This is a genomic window from Nocardia sp. N2S4-5, from assembly GCF_044628355.1.
Classification (GTDB): domain Bacteria; phylum Actinomycetota; class Actinomycetes; order Mycobacteriales; family Mycobacteriaceae; genus Nocardia; species Nocardia wallacei_B.
The window spans coordinates 2,453,130-2,472,564 of the sequence record NZ_JBIUPM010000001.1 but is presented as its reverse complement, the minus strand read 5'-3'; the positions used below and the strand labels follow the sequence as shown (position 1 = coordinate 2,472,564).

At 70.0% G+C, this 19,435-nt stretch carries 20 protein-coding genes; 10 read left to right on the top strand and 10 right to left on the bottom strand.

What is annotated here, in order from left to right:
* Positions 1–291 precede the first annotated feature (291 nt).
* Positions 292–639, top strand: coding sequence for an Lsr2 family protein (locus tag ACFMRZ_RS10915; protein WP_400179031.1), 348 nt, complete (start codon positions 292–294; stop codon positions 637–639).
* Between the two features lie 262 nt (positions 640–901).
* Here the strand turns inward: ACFMRZ_RS10915 and ACFMRZ_RS10910 are convergent, their stop codons facing one another.
* The 6 genes from ACFMRZ_RS10910 to ACFMRZ_RS10885 all read right to left on the bottom strand — a co-directional run bounded on the left by ACFMRZ_RS10910 (position 902) and on the right by ACFMRZ_RS10885 (position 6,228).
* A complete protein-coding gene (locus ACFMRZ_RS10910) occupies positions 902–1,714 on the bottom strand; it encodes an SAM-dependent methyltransferase (RefSeq protein WP_400179030.1) in 813 nt (270 codons plus the stop codon).
* Between the two features lie 4 nt (positions 1,715–1,718).
* On the bottom strand, positions 1,719–3,023 hold the full coding sequence (locus ACFMRZ_RS10905) for a diguanylate cyclase domain-containing protein (RefSeq protein ID WP_400179028.1): 1,305 nt from the start codon (positions 3,021–3,023) through the stop codon (positions 1,719–1,721).
* A 230-nt stretch (positions 3,024–3,253) separates the two neighbouring features.
* Positions 3,254–3,589 (bottom strand): Lsr2 family protein, encoded by a 336-nt coding sequence (locus ACFMRZ_RS10900; protein WP_187687828.1) that lies wholly within the window; start codon positions 3,587–3,589, stop codon positions 3,254–3,256.
* Between the two features lie 208 nt (positions 3,590–3,797).
* Entirely contained in the window at positions 3,798–3,947 is a 150-nt protein-coding gene (locus tag ACFMRZ_RS10895; RefSeq protein ID WP_400179026.1) for a hypothetical protein, read from the bottom strand.
* Positions 3,944–5,350, bottom strand: coding sequence for an amidase (locus ACFMRZ_RS10890; RefSeq protein ID WP_400179024.1), 1,407 nt, complete (start codon positions 5,348–5,350; stop codon positions 3,944–3,946). Before ACFMRZ_RS10890 ends, ACFMRZ_RS10895 begins: the two co-directional genes overlap by 4 nt.
* A complete protein-coding gene (locus ACFMRZ_RS10885; protein WP_400179023.1) occupies positions 5,347–6,228 on the bottom strand; it encodes a GntR family transcriptional regulator in 882 nt (293 codons plus the stop codon). The genes ACFMRZ_RS10890 and ACFMRZ_RS10885 overlap by 4 nt, the downstream gene beginning before the upstream one ends.
* Before the next feature lie 314 nt (positions 6,229–6,542).
* Here ACFMRZ_RS10885 and ACFMRZ_RS10880 point away from each other — a divergent pair, with 314 nt between their 5' ends.
* Positions 6,543–6,980, top strand: coding sequence for an ester cyclase (locus tag ACFMRZ_RS10880; RefSeq protein ID WP_400179021.1), 438 nt, complete (start codon positions 6,543–6,545; stop codon positions 6,978–6,980).
* 34 nt (positions 6,981–7,014) lie between these two features.
* Here the strand turns inward: ACFMRZ_RS10880 and ACFMRZ_RS10875 are convergent, their stop codons facing one another.
* Positions 7,015–7,599: a hydrolase gene (locus ACFMRZ_RS10875; protein WP_400179020.1), complete on the bottom strand. Its 585-nt coding sequence runs from the start codon at positions 7,597–7,599 to the stop codon at positions 7,015–7,017.
* Between the two features lie 142 nt (positions 7,600–7,741).
* Between ACFMRZ_RS10875 and ACFMRZ_RS10870 the strand changes: the two genes are divergently transcribed.
* Complete coding sequence (locus ACFMRZ_RS10870) at positions 7,742–8,734, top strand: cation diffusion facilitator family transporter (protein ID WP_400182824.1); 993 nt, start codon at positions 7,742–7,744, stop codon at positions 8,732–8,734.
* A 64-nt stretch (positions 8,735–8,798) separates the two neighbouring features.
* Entirely contained in the window at positions 8,799–9,149 is a 351-nt protein-coding gene (locus ACFMRZ_RS10865; protein ID WP_400179019.1) for a hypothetical protein, read from the top strand.
* A gap of 6 nt (positions 9,150–9,155) precedes the next feature.
* Here ACFMRZ_RS10865 and lexA read toward each other — a convergent pair whose 3' ends face one another.
* On the bottom strand, positions 9,156–9,869 hold the full coding sequence (lexA, locus tag ACFMRZ_RS10860) for a transcriptional repressor LexA (protein ID WP_400182823.1): 714 nt from the start codon (positions 9,867–9,869) through the stop codon (positions 9,156–9,158).
* Positions 9,870–10,158: 289 nt separating this feature from the next.
* Between lexA and ACFMRZ_RS10855 the strand changes: the two genes are divergently transcribed.
* A complete protein-coding gene (locus tag ACFMRZ_RS10855; protein WP_400179018.1) occupies positions 10,159–10,668 on the top strand; it encodes a LysM peptidoglycan-binding domain-containing protein in 510 nt (169 codons plus the stop codon).
* 223 nt (positions 10,669–10,891) lie between these two features.
* The gene (gene nrdR / locus ACFMRZ_RS10850; protein WP_280270676.1) at positions 10,892–11,368 is read left to right on the top strand and encodes a transcriptional regulator NrdR; all 477 of its coding nucleotides are present in this window, start codon (positions 10,892–10,894) and stop codon (positions 11,366–11,368) included.
* Between the two features lie 12 nt (positions 11,369–11,380).
* On the opposite strand, the gene hrpA is transcribed toward nrdR, so the two are convergent.
* Positions 11,381–15,433: an ATP-dependent RNA helicase HrpA gene (hrpA, locus tag ACFMRZ_RS10845; RefSeq protein WP_400179017.1), complete on the bottom strand. Its 4,053-nt coding sequence runs from the start codon at positions 15,431–15,433 to the stop codon at positions 11,381–11,383.
* A 126-nt stretch (positions 15,434–15,559) separates the two neighbouring features.
* On the opposite strand from hrpA, the gene ACFMRZ_RS10840 reads away from it, so the two are divergent.
* The 4 genes from ACFMRZ_RS10840 (at position 15,560) to ACFMRZ_RS10825 (ending at position 18,577) form a co-directional block, all read left to right on the top strand.
* Positions 15,560–15,748: a hypothetical protein gene (locus ACFMRZ_RS10840; protein WP_280270659.1), complete on the top strand. Its 189-nt coding sequence runs from the start codon at positions 15,560–15,562 to the stop codon at positions 15,746–15,748.
* Positions 15,749–15,856: 108 nt separating this feature from the next.
* Complete coding sequence (locus tag ACFMRZ_RS10835) at positions 15,857–16,516, top strand: Pr6Pr family membrane protein (protein ID WP_400179015.1); 660 nt, start codon at positions 15,857–15,859, stop codon at positions 16,514–16,516.
* A 75-nt stretch (positions 16,517–16,591) separates the two neighbouring features.
* Positions 16,592–17,815: an aspartate aminotransferase family protein gene (locus ACFMRZ_RS10830; protein ID WP_400179014.1), complete on the top strand. Its 1,224-nt coding sequence runs from the start codon at positions 16,592–16,594 to the stop codon at positions 17,813–17,815.
* A 150-nt stretch (positions 17,816–17,965) separates the two neighbouring features.
* Positions 17,966–18,577 (top strand): DUF5134 domain-containing protein, encoded by a 612-nt coding sequence (locus tag ACFMRZ_RS10825; protein ID WP_400179013.1) that lies wholly within the window; start codon positions 17,966–17,968, stop codon positions 18,575–18,577.
* A 9-nt stretch (positions 18,578–18,586) separates the two neighbouring features.
* Here ACFMRZ_RS10825 and ACFMRZ_RS10820 read toward each other — a convergent pair whose 3' ends face one another.
* Positions 18,587–19,279: a PhzF family phenazine biosynthesis protein gene (locus ACFMRZ_RS10820; protein ID WP_400179012.1), complete on the bottom strand. Its 693-nt coding sequence runs from the start codon at positions 19,277–19,279 to the stop codon at positions 18,587–18,589.
* Between the last annotated feature and the right edge of the window lie 156 nt (positions 19,280–19,435).

Below are 19,435 nucleotides of genomic sequence, written 5' to 3'. Positions count from 1 at the left end.
CCCGGCCCGGGTTTGTGAGCCGGTCGCGGGTGTCGTGCGCCGGCAGTTTGCGGAGGCGGGCCTCGGCCCGCGGGCTCACTTGCCCTCGGACACGGGAACATCGCTGTGCGACTGCGGGTCTCGCGCTCGCCGCCGCGCGGAGCCGGGCGCGGGCGCATAGTATTGTCGCGGATCGACGTTCCGCGGGCCGCGGTTGGTGAACCTTCCCAACGGCGCCGTGAATGTTCGAGCCGCTCAGTAAGTTACGAAGCTGGGGGAGTAGTGCGGGGGACGGGGTGCGAAGGAGCACGCATGGCACATCGAGTACTGGTCACGCGCGTCGATGATCTCGATGGGGAATCGACGGCCGACGAGACCGTGGTGTTCGGACTGGACGGGACGACGTACGAGATCGATCTGTCGGCCGACAACGCGGCACTGCTACGGGAACAGTTGCGGCAGTGGGCCGAACGGGCCCGCCGGGTGCGCCGCACGACGATCGCGGCGCGGAAACCGACGACGATGGTCGCCGTGCAGTCGACGGCGGCGCGCAAATGGGCCCGCGAGAACGGCGTGACGGTTTCGGCCCGCGGCCGGGTGCCGGCGGAGGTGCTGCGCGCCTACCTCGACGCGGGCGCCGCGGGCGCCGTGGCCGACTGAGCCGATCCGGGCAAACGAACCAGCAACCGATCAGCACCCATCCGTGCCGCGTGTCGCGCCGAATATCGGGCAGTACCTGCTGATTCCACGTGAATCGCCAGGGCCGGAGTATCGATAACCGTAACGCGAACGGGAAGGATGAGGGATGATCCCGCATTTCATCGATCAGCTCATGAGCACGATTTCCGAATTCCTCGGCAAACTGCTGATTCCTTAGATGAGCGGGCCGGGGCGGCGTTCGCGGCCGCCCCGGTTTCCGGTGTCAAGGTTTGACCGCGACCGCGGCGTAGCCGTCCAGCGCACGGACCTCGGGCAGCGGTGCGTCGGGATCCGGCCGCCAGCGAGCCATATGCACCAGGCCGGGATCGACGAGCGTCAGATCGCCGAGCAACTCCGCTATCTCGGCGCGGGACCGCGGTCGAATGCCACGGCCGGTGGCCTGCTCGGCCAGCGCGAACATGCGGTCCACGGGCTCGCGGTCGCCCTCGGCGGTCAGATGCGACAGCACCACCCGGCTGCCCGGCGCGATCATGGCGGACAATCGCTTGAACAGCGTCGCCGCGGCGGCGTCGTCGGTGACGGAGTGCAGCACCGACACCAGCAGTATCGCCATCGGGCGGGTGAAATCGAGCATCGCGGTCACCTGCGGATGGGCCAGCACGCCGTCGATATCGGTGAAATCCGCCTGCACCACCGTGGCCTGCGAGTTTTCCGCGAGCAATCGGCGGCTCACTGCCACCGCCACCGCGTCGACATCGATATACACCACGCGCGCGGCCGGATTGGCGCGCAGCGCGATCTCGTGCACGTTTCCCGCGGTCGGAATACCGGAGCCGAGATCGAGGAATTGATCTATACCGGCGTAGGCCAGATATTCGACGGCGCGTTGCAGGAATCCGCGGCCGGCCCGGGCGGTGTGCGCGAGTTCCGGGACGATCTCGACCAGTCGGGCGGCGATCCGGCGGTCCGCGTCGAAGTTGGTGAAGCCGCCGAGGAGATGGTCGTAAACCCTTGCGGGGCTGGGCCTCTGGGGGTCGATAACATCGGCCGCCCAGTCGGGTAACAGAGGTTGCACGGGCTCATCGTAAGCCGGGTAGGACCGCACCCGCGGTGATGTCGTGATTGTGCAGTACCCACCGATTCGGTCCCGCCGCCTTGGCCCGATAAAGCCCCGCGTCGGCGGCATCCAGCAATTGCTCGGCATCCGCCCCGGCCACCGGGGTGACGACCGCGCCGATGCACGCCGAGATGGCGAGCCGGAGGTCGTCCACCGGGATCGGCTCGGACAGCGCGTCCAGCAGGGCGGTGGTCGCGGTCGCGACCCGGGCGGCATCGCACGGCGGCGGGAACAGCACCACGAATTCGTCGCCGCCGACGCGCGCCAGCATCGCGCCCCCGGCGTGCTCGGCCAGCCGGAGCGCCACCGCGGCCAGCAGCCGGTCGCCGACGCCGTGCCCATAGGTGTCGTTGACGGTCTTGAAACCGTCCAGGTCGATGAAGCCCAGCCCGATCCGGTCGCCGGGATGCGCGGCAGCGATGATCTCCGAGATGTACTCCACCAGCCGGCGGCGGTTGGGCAGGCCGGTCAGCGGATCGTGGCGGGCCTGACGGCTCAGCTCGGCCTGCAGCGCGCGGCGCTGGGTCGTGTCCTCGCCGACGACGAGCAGATACGCCGAGCGTCCGCCGGCCGCCGGGACCAGCGTGATCGCCCACGCCGCCCACCCGTCGCCATCGTCGGGGCGGGTGTAGCGCAGTTCCAGTCGCATGGTGCCGGATCCGACGGCCAGCAGTTCGTCGGTGATGCGCGCCCGGAGCTCGGCGCGGTCGTCGGGATGGACCAGTTCCGAGACCGCCAGCCCGCGTAGCCGGTTCACGGGCAGGCCCAGCATGGTGCCCAGCGCCGGATTGGCGTCGACGACCCGGCCCGCGGTGTCGCCGATGCCGATGGCGACGGCGGCGTTGTCGAACAGGACCCGGAAGCGGACCTCGGCGGCTTGGCGCGCGTCGGCCATCGCCGCGTGCAGCATTTCCTGGTGGCGTGCGCGGGTGGCGAGCAGTTCCACGGTGTACCCGTTGGCGAGTTCGCCGAGGGCGGCGATCACCCGGTCCTGCCGCGCGGCCATCGACTCGGCCAGCGGGGCCAGCGCCCGCGCGGTCCGGCCCAGGACCTGCGGATCGGTCAGGTTCGCGCGGACCAGTTCGGCGCCCACCTCGGCGGCGGCCTTCGCGTCGAACGGCTCGGCGGCGATCGCCGTCGTCAAGCGCTCGACGAGGCCGGCCAGCAGCGCCTCCAACTCGGCGAGCGGCATCGGCACGAAACCGGTGTCGGACACCGCAATTCGCCACCGCCGGGCCAACGCGGCGACGGCCTGCTCGCGTGTCATGCCAACTACCCCCGCCCGGAATCAGACGTGCACTCGGTGACATGTGGGAACGGCTCGGTGCCGAACCATGATCACAGGCTACCCGCCCCAGGATCCGGCTGGGCGAGCGCGTCTTCCACTCCGGAAAGCCCCGCCGAGACGACGACCGGGTCCGGATTATCGCGCGCGGTGGCGCGGTAATCCGGACCCGGCCGGAACCTCATTACCAGGGCAAAAGCCCCGATCAGGAGTTACTTGTTCGCTTTGTGATAGGCGGCGACGATCTCGGAGGAAATTCGGCCGCGGGCGGACACGTTGTAGCCGTGTTTCTTGGCCCATTCCCGGATCGCGACGGTCTGTTCCCGGTCGGCCGCGGACTTCGGCCGTGCCACCGTGCCGGACTTGACCCGGCCGACCTTGCGGGCCTTTTCGGCCCAGGGTTCCAGAGAACCCCGCAGCTTACCGGCATTCAACGTGGAGAGATCGATTTCGTAGGCCACGCCATCAATCGAGAACTGCACGGTCTCATCCGCTTTGGACTTCCCGTCGTAATCGTCGATGAGCGTGACGGTGACCTTCTTGGCCATGAGTCAGCCCTTTCGCACAGACACTGCTCTACTCGGATTGTGTATACCGTACCGCAGCGCGGTCCCGAGTAGCGAATCCGGCGCTATTCGGCGTTTCCGGCGGGGAATGTGCGAAAGGCTGAAACAATCGGATCCGGGAGGAATTCTCTGGGTCCGCGGGATTCGGAACTCCGTCGTCTTCCGGCCCGTTTCCGGGTGGAATCCCAGGTCAGTCGACGCGGTGACCGCCGGTCGGGTTGCCGTATCGGGCGTCGGCGCAGCCGTGCAGGAGTTCCGCCAGCGTGCCCATCAACTCGTACAGGGCTTCCACCGCGGCATTTTCCTCGGGCTCGGCGGACCAGGTGGAGGTGGCTGTCATCGGATGCCTTTCGCGAGGTGGTGGGTGGTCCGGCGTTGATAGGCGTCGCCGGCGCGCAGGACGGTCGCCTCGTCGAAATGCCGGCCGCTGATCGACATGGACAGCGGAGTGGCGTCGCCGGACAAACCGATCGGTACGGCCAGGGTGGGATTTCCCAGCGGATTCCAATAGGGCGTGTGCAGTGAGGACAGCGCGCCGAGCGGGCGCAGCGGATCGAGGGAGGCCAGCGGCGGTGCGCCGAGGTGACCGGTCGGTGTGACGACCAGATCGACCTCGCCGAGCAGATCCGCCATTCGCCGCCGCGCCACGTGCCGGACTCGTTGCGCCTGAACATAATCCGGTCCGGTGACCGCGGCCCCGCCCGCGAGCACGATGCGGGTGCCGCGGCCGTAGTCGGTCCAGCGGTCGCGTAAATCTCCGCGGTGGTAGGCATGCGCCTCGGCCAGCATCACCACCAGATCGATGGCCACCAGTTCGGGGTACATCGGCACCTCGACCGGGACCACGGTGGCGCCCGCGGCGCGCAGCGTGTCGACGGCTTCGGCGAAGAGCCGGGGCTGCGCGGGGTCGATCCCGCCGTCGGCATAGCGGTCGAGAGTGTCGACGCCGACCCTGACGCCCTGCAGGTCGCCGGTGAGCGCGGCCGGATAGTCGGCGACCGGGACATCGGCGCTGTACGGATCCTCGGTGTCCGGTCCGGCCAGCACGGACAGCAGCAGCGCGCAGTCGGCCGCCGACCGGGCCAGCGGGCCGACGTGGTCCAGGGTGTAACCCAGCGGCACCACCCCGGATTTCGGCACCCGGCCGAAGGTGGGCTTGAGTCCGGTGACGCCGTTGAACGCCGCGGGGATGCGGATGCTGCCTGCCGTGTCGGTGCCGATCGCGGCCAGGAAGTGCCCGGCCGCGACGCCCGAGCCCGATCCGGAGCTGGAGCCACCGGCCCACCGATCGCGGTCCCAGGCGCAGCGCGGTACGGGGAACGGCTTGTCCGGGTCGGGGACGCCGATCGCGAACTCCATGGTGCTGGTCTTTCCGGTGATCACCGCGCCCGCCTGTTCGAGGCGCCGGACCACCGCGCAGTCGCCGATCCCCGCCGCCCAGGCCGGGTCCAGCACCAGGCTCTGCGCCGTCGTCGGGGCGGCGGTGTGCGCGAGAATATCCTTGACGCCCAAGGGAATTCCGGCGAGCGGCGGCACCTCGGCGCCCGCGGCCAACTGCCGGTCGACCGCCGCGGCGCGCGCCAGCGCGCGCTCGTCGCAGCGGGCCAGGTACACGCCGAGGTCGTCGGGCGTCGCGAGCGCCCGCTCGGTCAGTTCGGTGGCGGTGACGTCGCCGCGCCGCAATGCGGCCGCCGCGTCGGTCACCGTGTCGAACGAAATCGGGTGGGCTGCTGTCTCGGTCATGCGGAATCCTTCCGTAAGTGGGCACCGGTGAGGTCGAAGCGGGGAATGTGGCCGATCTCGATGAGCAGCTCGTTGCGGCAGGCGCCGAGCGCGTAATCGACCACCCGGCCGGACCGGTCGCGGATGCGCTGCTGGATCAGCAGCACCGGCTCGCCGGGGAGTGCGTGCAGCAGCGCGGCCGTGTGCTCGTCGGCGCCGGCGGCCTGCACGCCGACATCGCAACTCGCCGTATCGATGCCGCCGGAATGCAGCAGCGCGTAGAAGTCGCGCCGGAATCGGGACTGGTCCACCCGGGCGGCCTCGGGGGCGCGAATGTAGTTGGTGAACACCGCCATCGGCCTCCGGTTGGCGAGCAGCACATACTCGACGCACAGGCAGTCGTCGCCGATCGCGGTGTCGTCGAGTTGCCCGGCGATCACCCGCGGCGCGGGTGTCCAGGCCCAGTGCAGCAACCGCGGCGTGATCCGTCCGACCGCCAGGTGGTCGTCCAGCACGCGGTCCTGTGGCGGCAGCGCGCCCGGGACCACGTACTCGGCGCGCACGGTCGAGGTGCCCAGCCCGCGGCGGCGTTCGATCAGCCCGTCGCGGCGCAGCAGATCCAGCGCCTCCCGCAGCACGTCCCGGGGCGCGCGATACTGCGCCATCAGCTCGGTCTCACCCGGCAGCCGCCCGGTGCCGAACTCCCCGGCGCGCAGCGCCGCGCGCAGCAGATCACGGACCCGCCGGGCCGCCAGATGGGACGCCGCGGGCAGCAACTCGCGCACTTGATCGCCGAACACCGCCCGCTCGCACGCCGCGTCGGGGAGGGACTCTCGATTGCCGCCGGACGCTCCGGGATGGAGATCGCCGTGGCCGGATCGGATTGCACCGGAGGACATGGCCGTAGCGTGCCGATCGCTCGATTACGCGGCGCGACATCGCGGTAAAGGTCGGGTTACGCGGCTGGATGCGGTGTCCTGCGGCCCGTCGACCAGCGTGTTCGTCGGGACGACGGGGTGGTTCCGCGAGTCGGCGCGCATCCTGTCGAGCCGTTCCGACTCGTGCGCTGCCCGCTTGCGCGACAGGGTCGGCCATATTCCGGCAAGCGAGATCGTCGGGCATGTCGGTTGCGACCGCTCGCACCCGCCTCGTTGGCGCAGATCGTCTAACTATTGCGTTGTATAGTCAGAAAATGAATGTTCCTGGAGGACAAATGGTTTCAATTCGGTCGGCGTATGACGCGGTGCAGCAAGCCTGGACCGGGCAGGACTGGCAGGCGTGGGAGGCCACCTGCGCCGCGAACTACCGGTTCGACCCGTTTGTCGGGTTGGGGCTGGATCTGCCGGGGACGCTGGCGTGGAGCCGGGCCTGGTTCGCGGCCTTCCCGGACTACACCGAGGAGATCGCCGACCTGCACGTCGGCGAGGACACGGTGGTGGCCGAGTTGATCGGGACGGCGACCTCGGGCGCCGACTTCGTACTCGGCGGCGCGACGCTGCTCCCGGCCACCGGACGCCGGTTCCGGATCGACTACGCCAAGGTGCTCGCGTTCGACGACGAGCTGAAAGTCGTGCGGGACCGGCAATACCAGGACCGGCTCGACCTCTACCAGCAGTTGGGCGTGCCGATGCCGGGTCGGGGTGGTCGCTGAGGCGACGACGGGAGGATCCCGTTCCCGGCCGGATTCAGTTGGCGCTGTGGGGGAGCAGCGCGAGGATCTCCTCGGTGGTGGCGGTTTCCCCGAGGCGCGGGAAGATCTTCGCGACGCTGTGCGCGTGTGAGTCGGCGTCCCGGTCGGCACTGGCGTCGGTGGCGACGGTGACGTGATAGCCGTGTTCGTAGGCCGCCCGCGCGGTCGATTCGACGCCGATACTCGTCGCGACGCCGCCCAGCACGATGCCGGTGATCCCGCGGCGGCGCAGTTGCAGGTCCAGGTCGGTGCCGTGGAAGGCGCCCCAGTTCCGCTTGGTGACCACGATGTCGGTGGGCTGCACGTCGAGTTCGTCGACCAGCGTGTCCCAGCCCTGCGGCGCGGGCGACGTCGGGCGGCCGACCTCGGTGCGTCCCGGCGGCGCGTCTGCCCAGTCGGGGGCGAACGAGACCCGCACGAGCGCCACCGGCTGCCCCGCGTCGCGGAAGGCGCGGGCCAGTTCGGCGCCGCGCGCGACCACGTCGGAGGCGTTGTGTGGCACCGTGGCCGCCCCGACGATGCCCCGCTGCAGGTCGATGAGCACCAGGGCGGTGTGCGGATCCAGGGTGGTGGCGGGCATGGGTTCCTCTCCGTCGTGCGGTTCTCGAGCACAGGCAAGTGTGCCCGATCGGTAAATGGTCGATCGACCGACCAGCCTCTTGTATATATAGCGATGCGTGCATATGATCGCGAATGGCGCGGACGAACGAATAGGGGAGATGATGGGCGCAGGACACGGACATGGTCACACTTCGGCGCACTCGCACGCGCAGGCGTCGCCGGACAGCGACACGCGGTGGCTGGCTGGGGCGCTGGCGGTGATCGTGGTGTTCCTCATCGGCGAGGTCGTGGTGGGCGTGATCGCAGGGTCGCTGGCCCTGCTGTCCGATGCCGCGCACATGCTGACCGACGCCGCCTCGATCGCGTTGGCGCTCTGGGCGATCCGGCTCGCCGCGCGGCCCGCCGCCGGCCGGATGACCTTCGGCTGGAAGCGAGTGGAGATCCTGTCCGCACAGGCCAACGGGCTGACTCTGCTGCTGCTGGCGGTGTGGCTGGGCTACGAGGCGATCCGGCGCCTGGCCGATCCGCCGGAGGTGACCGGTGGCCTGGTGTTGGGTACCGCGCTGGTCGGCATCGTCGTCAATCTGGTGGCGACCTGGATGATCTCGCGTGCCAACCGCACCAGCCTGAATGTCGAGGGCGCCTTCCAGCACATCCTGACCGACCTGTTCGCCTTCATCGCGACCGCGGTCGCCGGCGTGGTGATCGTCGTGACCGGATTCGCCCGTGCCGATGTCATCGCCACGCTGGTGGTGGTCGCCCTGATGGTGCGTGCGGGGGTCGGGCTGGTCCGCGCGTCGAGCCGGATCTTCCTGGAGGCCGCACCCGCCGACCTCGATCCGGCCGATATCGGCCGGGCCATGGCCGCCCGGGACGGCGTCGTCGAGATCCACGATCTGCACATCTGGGAGATCACTTCCGGGTCGCCCGCGCTGTCGGCGCATGTGCTGGTCGAACCGGGCCGAGACTGCCACGCCGTGCGAGAGGACTTGGCGCAGTGGCTGATTCGCGCGCACCACATCGAGCACGCGACGCTCCAGGTGGACCACGCCCAGCCCGAACTGATCGAACTCGGCGGCCGTTCGCCCGCGCATTGCGAGGACGCCCACGGCGCCTCGCATTCGCGATGGGATTCGCTGACCGCCCGGCACTGACCTCGAACACGCGGTACCGCCGCCGTTCCGCGGAATTCCGCCGGTGCGGGTGGACCATGAGGTCATGAAGCGATCTCGCACGCTCGAGTTCCGCATCGTACTGGTCGCCGGGTCGGCCGCTGGCCTGTTTCTGGCCGGCGCCGGGTCCGCGGCGGCGGCGCCCATGGTCACCTTCGAGGGTGGCGCCATCATTACCGCGCACGTCGTCGGCGCGAAGCCCGGTGACGACTGCCAGATCGCGGCGCGGCACATCGACGGGCCGTGGCGGCGAGTGCCCGCCGACGGGGTCGTCGATCTCGAGTCGGGCCCGGTGCCCGCCGGACGGCACATGGTGCGGATCCTGTGCGAGGACCGCGACCGGGGCGACGCAGCCACGCACCTGGTCGGCCGGGCGACCGAGGTGCGTACCGGGTGATCCGCCTCAGATCTTGCGGATCACCGTGACGACCTTGCCCAGGATCTGCGCGTCGTTGCCGGGAATGGGTTCGAACAGCGGGTTGTGCGGCAGCAGCCAGACCTGCTTCCCCGCTCGCTTGAACGTCTTCACCGTGGCCTCGCCCTCGATCATCGCCGCCACGATGTCGCCGTTGTCGGCGACGTTCTGCTGGCGCACGACCACCCAGTCGCCGTCGCAGATGGCGGCGTCGACCATCGACTCGCCGACGACCTTGAGCAGGAACAGCGAACCCTCGCCGACCAGCTCGCGCGGCAGCGGGAAGACATCCTCCACGGCCTGCTCGGCCAGGATCGGGCCACCGGCGGCGATCCGGCCCAGCACCGGGACGTAGGTCGGGACCGGCTGGCCGACGGACTCCGACTCCAGCGGGCGCAGCTGCGCGACCTCACCGGCGGCCGCGCGCAGCGCCGTCTCGTCCAGGCCCCGGACATCCACCGCGCGTGGACGATTCGGATCGCGGCGCAGGTAGCCCTTGCGCTCCAGGGCGCGCAACTGATGGGCGACCGAAGAGGTCGAGGTGAGTCCGACCGCGTCGCCGATCTCGCGGATGCTGGGCGGATAGCCGCGCTCGCTGACCGAGGTGCGGATGACCTCCAGCACCTTGCGCTGGCGGACGGTGAGGTCCGCCCCGGTGGCGGGCGAATCGGCGCCGTCCGTTTCGGTGGCGGGGGCCTCCACGTCGGGGTGCCCGCCTACCGTGCGTTCGCTCACTGTCGCCGTCCTCCGTTCATGGATGTTCTCGGTTCGGCCCCGGCGCCGCGGATCCGGCTGCGGGCGCTCGTCATGGGTCTCACCGGGTTTCGTGCTTCGAATGTAGTCGGCCGGCCACCAGGTATCAAACATCTGTTCGACGCATGTCGCGCGAAGCCGTGACTTTGTCGGTGCCCCGTGGTAAGAATCGAACATCAGTTCTTCGAACAGATGAGCGAACGCCATCGTCCCGCCATACCACCTGGAGGTCTGTCCGATGCGCACTGCGATCAGCGAAATCGACTCCGCCGGAGGCGATCTGGGCTTCGACACCGTCCCGCGCCTCCCCTCCGTGCCGACCCGCTCGTGGCCCGCCGAGCCCGCCCGCCCGGATCCGGATCTGCGGCGGCCGGGCGGCGACCGCCCCCGGGCCGCGGTCGTGCGTTACGAGCGGCCGCGCACGGAGCTGTCGCGCGGCCCGCACCCGTTCGACCGGGTGGAGCGGGCGCGGCTGGGCTTCGCGACACTGGCGGTCACCGCGCTGGTGAGTGCCGCGGTGGTATGCGGCCTGATCGGGGTGGCGCACCTGCGCGCGAGCGCGTCGGCCGGCGAGTCCACGCAGGTGGTGCAGGTCGCTGCGGGAGAGTCGCTGTCCGAGGTGGCGGCACGGGTGGCGCCGGATGTTCCGGTGCGGGATACGGTCCGAAAGATCGTGGAACTCAACGGTTTACGTGGCTCCGAGGTGTCCGCGGGGCGCACGCTGATCGTGCCGGCCTCGAGCCGTTGACCGGTGCGGCGCGGCCGCCGCGGGGCGGTCGCGGGCGCTGCGGCCGGTCCTCCCGGTGCCTTCCGGGCCGGTCCCGAGCGGGGTTGTCCGGGGTGTACCCGGCCATCGTCGCTGTCCTGCGGGTATCCTCGAGATTGCTGCACACGAACGCAGCATGCGCTGGACCCATGCGGTGATGATCGATATCGCCGTGACCGATGCAGGCATCGACGAAGGATCTCGGATGCATTGCCCGTACTGCCGGCACCCGGATTCGCGGGTTGTCGACTCGCGTGAGGCCGAAGAAGGCTCCGCCATCAGGCGTCGTCGTGCCTGCCCCCAATGCGGGCGGCGATTCACCACGGTCGAGACCGCGATCCTATCCGTGGTCAAGCGCAGCGGTGTCACCGAGCCGTTCAGCCGTGAGAAGGTCATTCGTGGCGTGCGGCGGGCGTGCCAGGGCCGCGAGGTCGACGACGATGCCCTGAACCTGCTCGCGCAGCAGGTGGAGGACGCGGTGCGGGCCAAGGGGTCTCCGGAGGTGCCCAGCCACGAGGTCGGGCTGGCCATCCTGGGTCCGCTGCGCGATCTGGACGAGGTGGCGTATCTGCGTTTCGCCTCGGTGTACCGATCCTTCAGCTCCGCCGAGGATTTCGAGCAGGAGATCGCCGATCTGCGGCGCCACCGCGCCGAGCACACGGTCGGCGTCAGCGCGGACTGAACCCGAAACGGTTCAGCCGACGGGTTTCCGGGCCGGTGTCGCGCGCACGGCGGCGATCACCTTCTCGATTCGCTTGGCCGACACCGGATATGGCGTGCCGAGCTGCTGCGCGAACAGGCTGACCCGCAATTCCTCTGTCATCCACCAGATCTCGGTGACATCGCGGGCGGTGCGGCGAGCCTCCGGCAGCGCGTCGAGCAGTCGCTGGTAGGCGGTGTGCGCGCGATCCAGTTCGGCCATGCCGCGCCGGTCCCGGTCGGCCGAGGCGGGCAGCGCCTCCAGCCGCGCGACCGCGCCCTGCAGGTAGCGGGGCAGCTCCCGCAGCCGGGCACTGCCGAATTCCCGGACGAAACCAGGGAAGACCAGCTCGTCGAGTTGGTGGGTGACGTCCTCGGTGATCTCGCGATCGGTGGTGTCCGACAACGCGGTTCGCACCCGATGGGCCTCGGCGAGCACCGGGACCACCAGCCGGACGATCCGCGCGACGGTCTCGGAGAACCGCGGCCGGATCCTGTCCACGAGCGCCCGGAACTCCGCGGGATCGCGAACCGGACCGCCGTTCGCGGCGATCAGTTCGTCGGCGGCGCAGGCGCGGCAGTCCTCCACCAGCGCGTCGAGCGAGCCGTACGGATTCTGAGTCAGTGCCAGCCGGTCGGCCGGGGACAGGCCCGCGGTGACGGCGCGCGGTGAGGACGGCAATTCACCCAGGACCAGCGCACGGGTTCCCGCTCGCATGGCGGCGGCCTGCTGTGCCGGTGAGGACAGCACCCGCACGGCGACGCCCTCGCCCTCGGGGACCAGCGCCGGATACCCGGTGATGGTCTGGCCGCCCACTTCGCGGCGCACGGTCGGCGCGAGGGTGCCCAGCGACTCCGACGTCCATACCGTCGCCGGGGCGCGTTCGGCGCCGGCGGTGGCGCGGGCGACCGATTTCGAGACCTGGTCGGCCAGCGCCGTTTTCAGCGCGGCCACGCTCTTGCCACGATCGAGCACCGTGCCGTCGGGCGCGGTAGCGGCGAAGGTCATGCGCAAGTGGTCGGGCAGAGCCGCGGGATCCAGGTCGGCCGGGGTGATCGTCACCGAGCCCAGCCGCGACAGCTCCCGGGCCAGGCCGGTGCGCAGCGGCTCGGCGCGCGGGGTGAGGCGGGCGAGCGCGGCGCGGGCGAAGTCCGGGGCCGGAACGACGCTGCGGCGCAGATATTTCGGCAGCGTTTTGATCAAGGCGGCGGCCAGTTCCTCGCGCATTCCGGGCACCAGCCAGTCGAATCCGACGGCGCGGACGTGTGCCAACTGCGCGACCGGAATATGCACGGTGACACCGTCATCCGCCTGCCCGGGCTCGAATTGATAAGTGAGGCCGAAGGTCAGCTCGCCCTGCCGCCAGCTGTCCGGGAATGCGGTCGGGTCCAGCCGCGCCGCGTCCTCGTTCACCACCGTCGAGGTCGAGAAGTCCAGCAGCGCAGGATTATCCCGTTTCGCTTTCCGCCACCAGCTGTCGAAATGCCGCACCGAAACGATATCGGCGGGCAGGCGCTGATCGTAGAACTCGAACAGCACCTGATCGTCGACGAGAATATCGCGGCGGCGCGCCCGGTTCTCCAGATCGGCGACGTCGTCGAGCAATTCCCGGTTGCGGTGGAAGAACTCGTGGCGCGTCTGCCATTCCCCTTGCACCAGTGCGTGTCTGATGAACAGTTCGCGGGAAAGCGGTGCGTCGATACGGCCGAAATCGACGCGCCGCTGGGTCACCAGCGGAATGCCGTACAGGGTGACCCGCTCGTACGCCATCGCGGCGCCGCGCTTGGTGGACCAATGCGGTTCGGAGTAGGTGCGTTTCACCAGATCGCCGGCCAGCCGCTCGGCCCATTCCGGTTCGATGCGCGCGGCCATGCGGCCCCACAGGCGCGATGTCTCCACCAGTTCGGCGGCCATCACCCAGCGCGGTGGTTTCTTGGCCAGCGCGGAGCCGGGGAAGATCATGAACTTGGCGTTGCGCGCGCCCAGGAATTCCCGGGTCTCGGCCTCCCGCACACCGATATGGGACAGCATGCCCGCCAGCAGCGACTGATGGATGGCCGTGGCGTCCCACGGCAGCGCGTCGGTCTCCTCCCGCACCGTCGCGACCTTCCCGTCGCTGTGCCAGCCCAGGGCCTTGGTAATGGTGCGCAGCTGACCGTGCAGGTCCTGCCATTCCCGGATGCGCAGGTAGTGCAGGAACTCGTCGCGGCACCGCCGTCGGAACTGGTTGGACGACAGCGTGTTCCGCTGCGTGCGCAGGTAGTCCCACAGGCGCAGGTAGGCCAGGAAGTCCGAGTCGGCCACCGTGAACCGGGCATGCTTGGCGTCGGCGGCCTGCTGGAACTCGGCCGGGCGTTCGCGGACGTCCTGGATCGACAGCGCCGCCACGATCACCAGTACCTCGGGCAGGCACCCGTTGCCGTTGGCCTGCACCAGCATTCGACCCATGCGCGGATCGACGGGAATCTGGGCCATCTCGCGTCCGACCGGGGTCAGCATCAGATCGCCGACCATGGCCGCGTGGCGGCGGCGTTGCTGCCCGGATTTCGTTGTGCTCTCGGCGTTCTCGTCGTCGTCCCCGGACTTCCGGGCGAGTGCGCCGAGTTCCTCGAGCAGCGCGATGCCGTCGCGGATCGCCCGCTGGTCCGGCGGTTCCACGAACGGGAAGCCCTCGATATCGCCGAGACCGAGCGCGGCCATCTGCAGAATGACGGCGGCCAGGTTGGTGCGCAGGATCTCCGGCTCGGTGAACTGCGGCCGCGCCTCGAAATCGGCCTCGGAGTAGAGGCGGATGCAGATGCCGTCGGCGACGCGGCCACAGCGACCGGAGCGCTGCCGGGCCGACGCCTGCGAGATCGGTTCGATCGGCAGTCGCTGCACCTTGGTCCGCATCGAATAGCGCGAGATGCGTGCGGTTCCCGGGTCCACGACGTAGCGGATGCCGGGCACGGTCAGCGAGGTCTCGGCCACATTGGTGGCCAGCACCACGCGACGGCCGGTGTGGGACTGGAACACCCGGTGTTGTTCGGCCGCCGACAGCCGCGCGTACAGCGGCAGGATCTCCGTGCGGGGGAGTTTCAGATCGCGCAGCGCGTCTGCGGTGTCGCGAATCTCACGCTCACCCGACAGGAACACCAGCACGTCGCCGTCGCCCTCGGCGAGCAGTTCGCTGACCGCGTCGCCGACGGCGTCCACCGGGTCGCGGGCCGTCACGGAGTCGCCGCTGCCCGATTCCTCGTCGTCCTCGGTGGGCGCCGGGGCGTTCGCCAGCAGCGGGCGATAGCGGATCTCCACCGGATACGACCGACCCGATACCTCGACGATCGGCGCGGGTCTGCCCTGCTCGTCGGAGAAGTGGCGTGCGAACAGATCCGGATCGATCGTGGCCGAGGTGATGATCACCTTCAGATCCGGCCGTCGGGGCAGTAGCTGCTTGAGATACCCGAGCAGGAAGTCGATGTTGAGGCTGCGCTCGTGAGCCTCGTCGATGATGATCGTGTCGTAGCGGCGCAGCAGCCGGTCGCGCTGGATCTCGGCGAGCAGGATGCCGTCGGTCATCAGTTTGACCAGCGTCCGGTCGGAGGCCTGGTCGGTGAAGCGGACGGTGTAGCCGACCACGTCGCCCAGTTCGGTGCCCAGTTCCTCTGCGATGCGCTCGGCGACGGTGCGCGCGGCCAGCCGGCGCGGCTGGGTGTGCCCGATGGTGCCGCGGATGCCGCGGCCCAGTTCCAGGCAGATCTTCGGGATCTGGGTGGTCTTGCCCGAGCCGGTCTCGCCGGCCACGACCACGACCTGGTGTGCGGCGATGGCCGCGGCGATGTCGTCGCGACGTGCCGATACCGGTAGCTGTTCGGGATAGCGGATCTCCGGGACGGCGGCGCGGCGGGTCGCGATGCGCTGTTCGGCGGCGGCTATGTCGTTCTCGAGGTCGCCGAGGTCGCCGCCGCGGGCCTTGTCGAGCCGCCGGCGCAACCGGTGTTCGTCGCGGATCGAGAGATCGGCCAGGCGGGTTCGAAGCTCGCGGGGAAGGGCGGCGGTCCTGGTCATTGCACCAACCAGGGTAGCGAAGTCGGCCGTGGGAGATCGCGTCGCGGGGGCGGCGGAGATCACCGAACGATTGCTATCGGGTCGCTGCCGTTCCTCGCATACCGCCCGGTATGTCACCATCGGTCCATGACCGCTGGTTTCGGAACGCCGATGTGGGTCCGTGCCCTGCGCGTTGTCTCCGTGCTGCTGGGGATCGCGGCCCTGCTCCGTACACAGGTTCGTGCGTTGGGTGCGCGCGTTTCGACCGGGCTGCGCCGCCCGGTCGTCCGGCTGCGCGGCGACGGCGGGCGGCGGCGGTTCGCCGGTTCGGCCTGAGTCGGGGTCGATGGCGGGGCCCGGGTCGGCTCGGGCCCGAGCCGACATTTGCCGGAAGTCTGCCGAGGATTCGACTGTCGGGCTGTCGCGCGTGCGAGGATCGTGGTCATGGTCACCGGAGCGGGGACGCCGTGGTGGATTCGGTTGCTGCGGACCGGGTTCGGAGTGCTGGGCGTCGTCGCCCTGTTGTGGATTCCGTTGCGCAATGCGAGCGGGTTCTCGGCGGCAAACTATCTGAGCTATTTCACGATCGAATCGAACATTCTGGGTGTCGTGGTGTTGTTGGTCGGCGGGCTGGCCGACCCGGGCTCTCGGCGTTGGCAGTCGGTGCGTGGGGCGAGCACGCTGTACCTGTTGATCACGGGGGTGGTCTACGCGCTGCTGCTGGCGCGGGTCGACGTGATGCTGAGCGACAAGTGGATCAACGACGTCCTGCACCGGGTGCTGCCGATCGTGCTGATAGCCGACTGGCTGCTGGTGCCGGCCCGGCTGGGTGTGACGGCCCGGCTGATCGGTGGCTGGCTGGTGTATCCGGCGGTGTACGGGGTGTACAGCCTGGTGCGCGGGGCGATCGTGGATTGGTATCCGTACCCGTTTCTCGACCCGCGCGGGCAGGGGTACCTGTCGCTGTTGATCGGGCTGGTGTTGCTCGCGGCGGTGTTCGCTTTGCTGGCGAGTGCCGTGGCCGGGCTGGGCGCGCTGGTTTCCCGGTCCGGGCGGTCCGCTCCGGTGTCCGCCGGGCACGAGGGGAGTGCCTGGCACGGGTAGTCTCGCGTGGGGTACCTGCGGCCCGATTAGCCGGAATTCGCCCGTGTCGGCCCGAGGCGAGGAGAGGAGCCCGAGATGGGTGCGCTGTGGCACGGTTTCGCCGATATGGGAGCGATCGAGCGCGACGGAGCCTTCGTGGTGGCTCGCGGTGCGGGCGCCTACGTCTGGGACCAGGCCGGGAACCGCTACCTCGACGCCACCGCCGGGCTGTGGTTCACCAACGTCGGGCACGGCCGCCGCGAGATCGCCGACGCGGTCGCGGCGCAGCTGTCCGAGCTGGCGCACTACTCCAACTTCGGCGACATCACCGCGCCGGTGACACAGGCGCTGGCGCGGCGGCTCGCGGAGCTGGCACCGGTGCCGGGCAGCAAGGTCATGTTCACCTCGGGTGGTTCCGATTCGGTCGACACCGCCGCCAAACTGGCCCGCCGGTACTGGCGCGAGCTGGGGCGGCCGGACAAGACCCTGATCGTCGGCCGCCGGCTGGCCTACCACGGCATGCACGTCGCGGGAACGGCGCTGGGCGGCATTGCCGTCAACCGGGAGGGGTACGGCGAGCTGATGCCCGACGCCCGCACCGTCGAATGGAATGATCCGCAGGCGTTGCGCGAGCTGATCGACGAGGTGGGTGCCGACCGGATCGCGGCGTTCTTCTGCGAGCCGATCATCGGTGCGGGTGGGGTGTATCCGCCGCCGGAGGGTTATCTGACCGAGGTGCGCCGGTTGTGCCGAGAGCACGACATCCTGTTCGTCGCCGACGAAGTCGTCACCGGGTTCGGCCGGATCGGCGGATCCTGGTTCGCCTCTTCGCGTTTCGGCCTGGAGCCGGACCTGATGACCACGGCCAAGGGACTCACCTCCGGCTACCTTCCGATGGGCGCGGTGTTCGTCGCACCGCGGGTCGCGGACCCGTTCTTCGCCGGCGGCGTGTGGTTCCGCCACGGGTACACCTACGGCGGCCACGCGGGCGCCGCGGCGGCCGCCATGGCCAACCTCGACATCATCGAGCGCGAGAACCTGCTGGATGCCAGCAAGAACCTGGAATCGCTACTGCACGAACACTTCTCGCCACTGGCCGCGCACCCGCGCGTGACCGAGGTCCGCAGCGGCCTCGGCGCGGTCGCCGCGGTGCAGCTCGCCGACCCGGCCGAGGCCCCGGCGATGGTCCGTTCCTTGCGCGCGCAGGGAGTATCCGGCCGCGCCGCGGGACAGGGCGCCCTGCAGATCTCCCCGTCTTTCGTGATCACCGAGGAACAGGTCGCCGAGATGGCGGCGACCTTCACCCGAGCCCTGGGCTGACCCGGCCAGGATGCTGTTCGCCACCGCGGCCGGGCCGATCGGCAGGGGCAGCGGTGGGACAGTCGAGGGGCAGTGGTGGTGGCGGGAGGGCGGTGGCCGGGGGCGGCGTGCGGTGCGAGCATGGAGGGACGGCCGGTCGGAGGTGTGGGCGTGGGCGCTTTCATGGTGGAGTACGGCGCACTGCGCTGGGGCGTGACGGCGGCGTTCGCAGTGACGGCCGTGCTCGTGGCGGCGCGGTTCGTGGCGGCCACCTCGGAGTCGAATTGCCATGGGGAAGTGGCAATTCCGGTATCTCCGGCGGACCGCGAGGCCGACGCCGCCCACCTGCTCATGTGCCTGGTGATGCTGGCGATGCTGATGTTCCCGGTCGCGGCGGCGCCCGCCGCGGTCCAGGGCGTGCTGACGGCGATGCTCGTCGTGTACGGCGCGTTATTGGCCGGGCGAGTGCTGCGGCGCCGCGATGCCGGGTCGCGCGCGGCGGTTCCACCGGCGGCCCCGCTCGTCTACCACGTGATCGCCGCCGGGGCGATGCTGTGGGCCATGTCGGGCCACACCCACGGCGCCCACCACAACGCACCCCAACTGCCGATGATCCTGTTGGCGGCGCTGTTCACCGCCGACGCCGCCCTCATGCTCATCCCGGCCACGAAAAACCTACTGCCGCACGTATTCCCACATCAGCCGGGCCGCTCGGCCGTCATCCCGCACCTCGTCATGGACCTGGGCACGGCCTACATGCTGCTCGCCGCGGCCATCGGCTGAAAGGCTCGCTTACAGCACAACGGGGTGGTCGGCGACCGTGCGGCCGCCGAGGCGGACCCAGCCGTCGGAATCCCATTCGGTGAACAACTGGGAGCCCTGGCCCTGGGTGATGATCAGGCCGCGGCGGAGCTGGGCGGTGAGGGCGATGGCGGCGGCGCCGGTGGCCTCGTCCTCGGCGATGCCCATGGCCGGGGCGAACATGCGGGTGCGGACGGCGCCGCGGGCCTCGTTGGTCCAGGCCCAGACGTAGTGCTGGCCGTCGGGGAAGTCGGCCGGGTCCAGTGTCGCGACCAAGGCGGGATGGTCGAATTCGTGGAAGCGGAATGCCGGGGCCCACTCCGCACGGGCCTGCACCCAGGTCAGCCCCTCGACCGGAGTGACCGCGACCGGTCCGGCCGGCACCTCCAGCACCTTCACCGGCGTGCCCTGCTCCGACAGCCACCACGCGGTGCCGACGGTCGGGTGCCCGGCGAAGGGCAGTTCGATGGCCGGGGTGTAGATGCGCATTCGCGCACTGTCCTGGACAGGCGGCTCGACCACCACCGTCTCGCTGTACCCGGCCCGCGCCGCCAGCGCCTGGTGATCGACGTCGACGACATCGGCCGCGCGGGCGATGCCCAGCGGATTACCGAACCGTCCCGTCGCGTCGGTGAAGACCCGAACCACCTCGACCTGCGTACCGTCGCTTTCGAGTGCGCCCATGGTCGTCCAGCCTACCCGCGGCAAACCCGCCCACCGGGCCCGCGAGTGACGAGCATCTCGATCGGATATCGGCGATCATCGCCGCCGCCGCTCGCCGGGCGCCGGGTGGTTCGCGCAGGCAAAAGTGCCCTGCCCCAAGTGGTTCGGGGCAGGGCA

Excerpts from the sequence above, each read along its gene's own strand:
- nrdR (WP_280270676.1), top strand. The coding sequence starts at position 10,892 with ATGCATTGCCCGTACTGCCGGCACCCGGATTCGCGGGTTGTCGACTCG.
- ACFMRZ_RS10830 (WP_400179014.1), top strand. The coding sequence starts at position 16,592 with ATGGGTGCGCTGTGGCACGGTTTCGCCGATATGGGAGCGATCGAGCGC.
- ACFMRZ_RS10855 (WP_400179018.1), top strand. The coding sequence starts at position 10,159 with ATGCGCACTGCGATCAGCGAAATCGACTCCGCCGGAGGCGATCTGGGC.
- ACFMRZ_RS10865 (WP_400179019.1), top strand. The coding sequence starts at position 8,799 with ATGAAGCGATCTCGCACGCTCGAGTTCCGCATCGTACTGGTCGCCGGG.
- ACFMRZ_RS10900 (WP_187687828.1), bottom strand. The coding sequence starts at position 3,589 with ATGGCCAAGAAGGTCACCGTCACGCTCATCGACGATTACGACGGGAAG.
- ACFMRZ_RS10905 (WP_400179028.1), bottom strand. The coding sequence starts at position 3,023 with ATGACACGCGAGCAGGCCGTCGCCGCGTTGGCCCGGCGGTGGCGAATT.
- ACFMRZ_RS10885 (WP_400179023.1), bottom strand. The coding sequence starts at position 6,228 with ATGTCCTCCGGTGCAATCCGATCCGGCCACGGCGATCTCCATCCCGGA.
- ACFMRZ_RS10875 (WP_400179020.1), bottom strand. The coding sequence starts at position 7,599 with ATGCCCGCCACCACCCTGGATCCGCACACCGCCCTGGTGCTCATCGAC.
- ACFMRZ_RS10915 (WP_400179031.1), top strand. The coding sequence starts at position 292 with ATGGCACATCGAGTACTGGTCACGCGCGTCGATGATCTCGATGGGGAA.
- ACFMRZ_RS10835 (WP_400179015.1), top strand. The coding sequence starts at position 15,857 with ATGGTCACCGGAGCGGGGACGCCGTGGTGGATTCGGTTGCTGCGGACC.
- ACFMRZ_RS10820 (WP_400179012.1), bottom strand. The coding sequence starts at position 19,279 with ATGGGCGCACTCGAAAGCGACGGTACGCAGGTCGAGGTGGTTCGGGTC.
- ACFMRZ_RS10870 (WP_400182824.1), top strand. The coding sequence starts at position 7,742 with ATGGGCGCAGGACACGGACATGGTCACACTTCGGCGCACTCGCACGCG.
- hrpA (WP_400179017.1), bottom strand. The coding sequence starts at position 15,433 with ATGACCAGGACCGCCGCCCTTCCCCGCGAGCTTCGAACCCGCCTGGCC.
- ACFMRZ_RS10880 (WP_400179021.1), top strand. The coding sequence starts at position 6,543 with ATGGTTTCAATTCGGTCGGCGTATGACGCGGTGCAGCAAGCCTGGACC.
- ACFMRZ_RS10890 (WP_400179024.1), bottom strand. The coding sequence starts at position 5,350 with ATGACCGAGACAGCAGCCCACCCGATTTCGTTCGACACGGTGACCGAC.
- ACFMRZ_RS10840 (WP_280270659.1), top strand. The coding sequence starts at position 15,560 with ATGACCGCTGGTTTCGGAACGCCGATGTGGGTCCGTGCCCTGCGCGTT.
- ACFMRZ_RS10895 (WP_400179026.1), bottom strand. The coding sequence starts at position 3,947 with ATGACAGCCACCTCCACCTGGTCCGCCGAGCCCGAGGAAAATGCCGCG.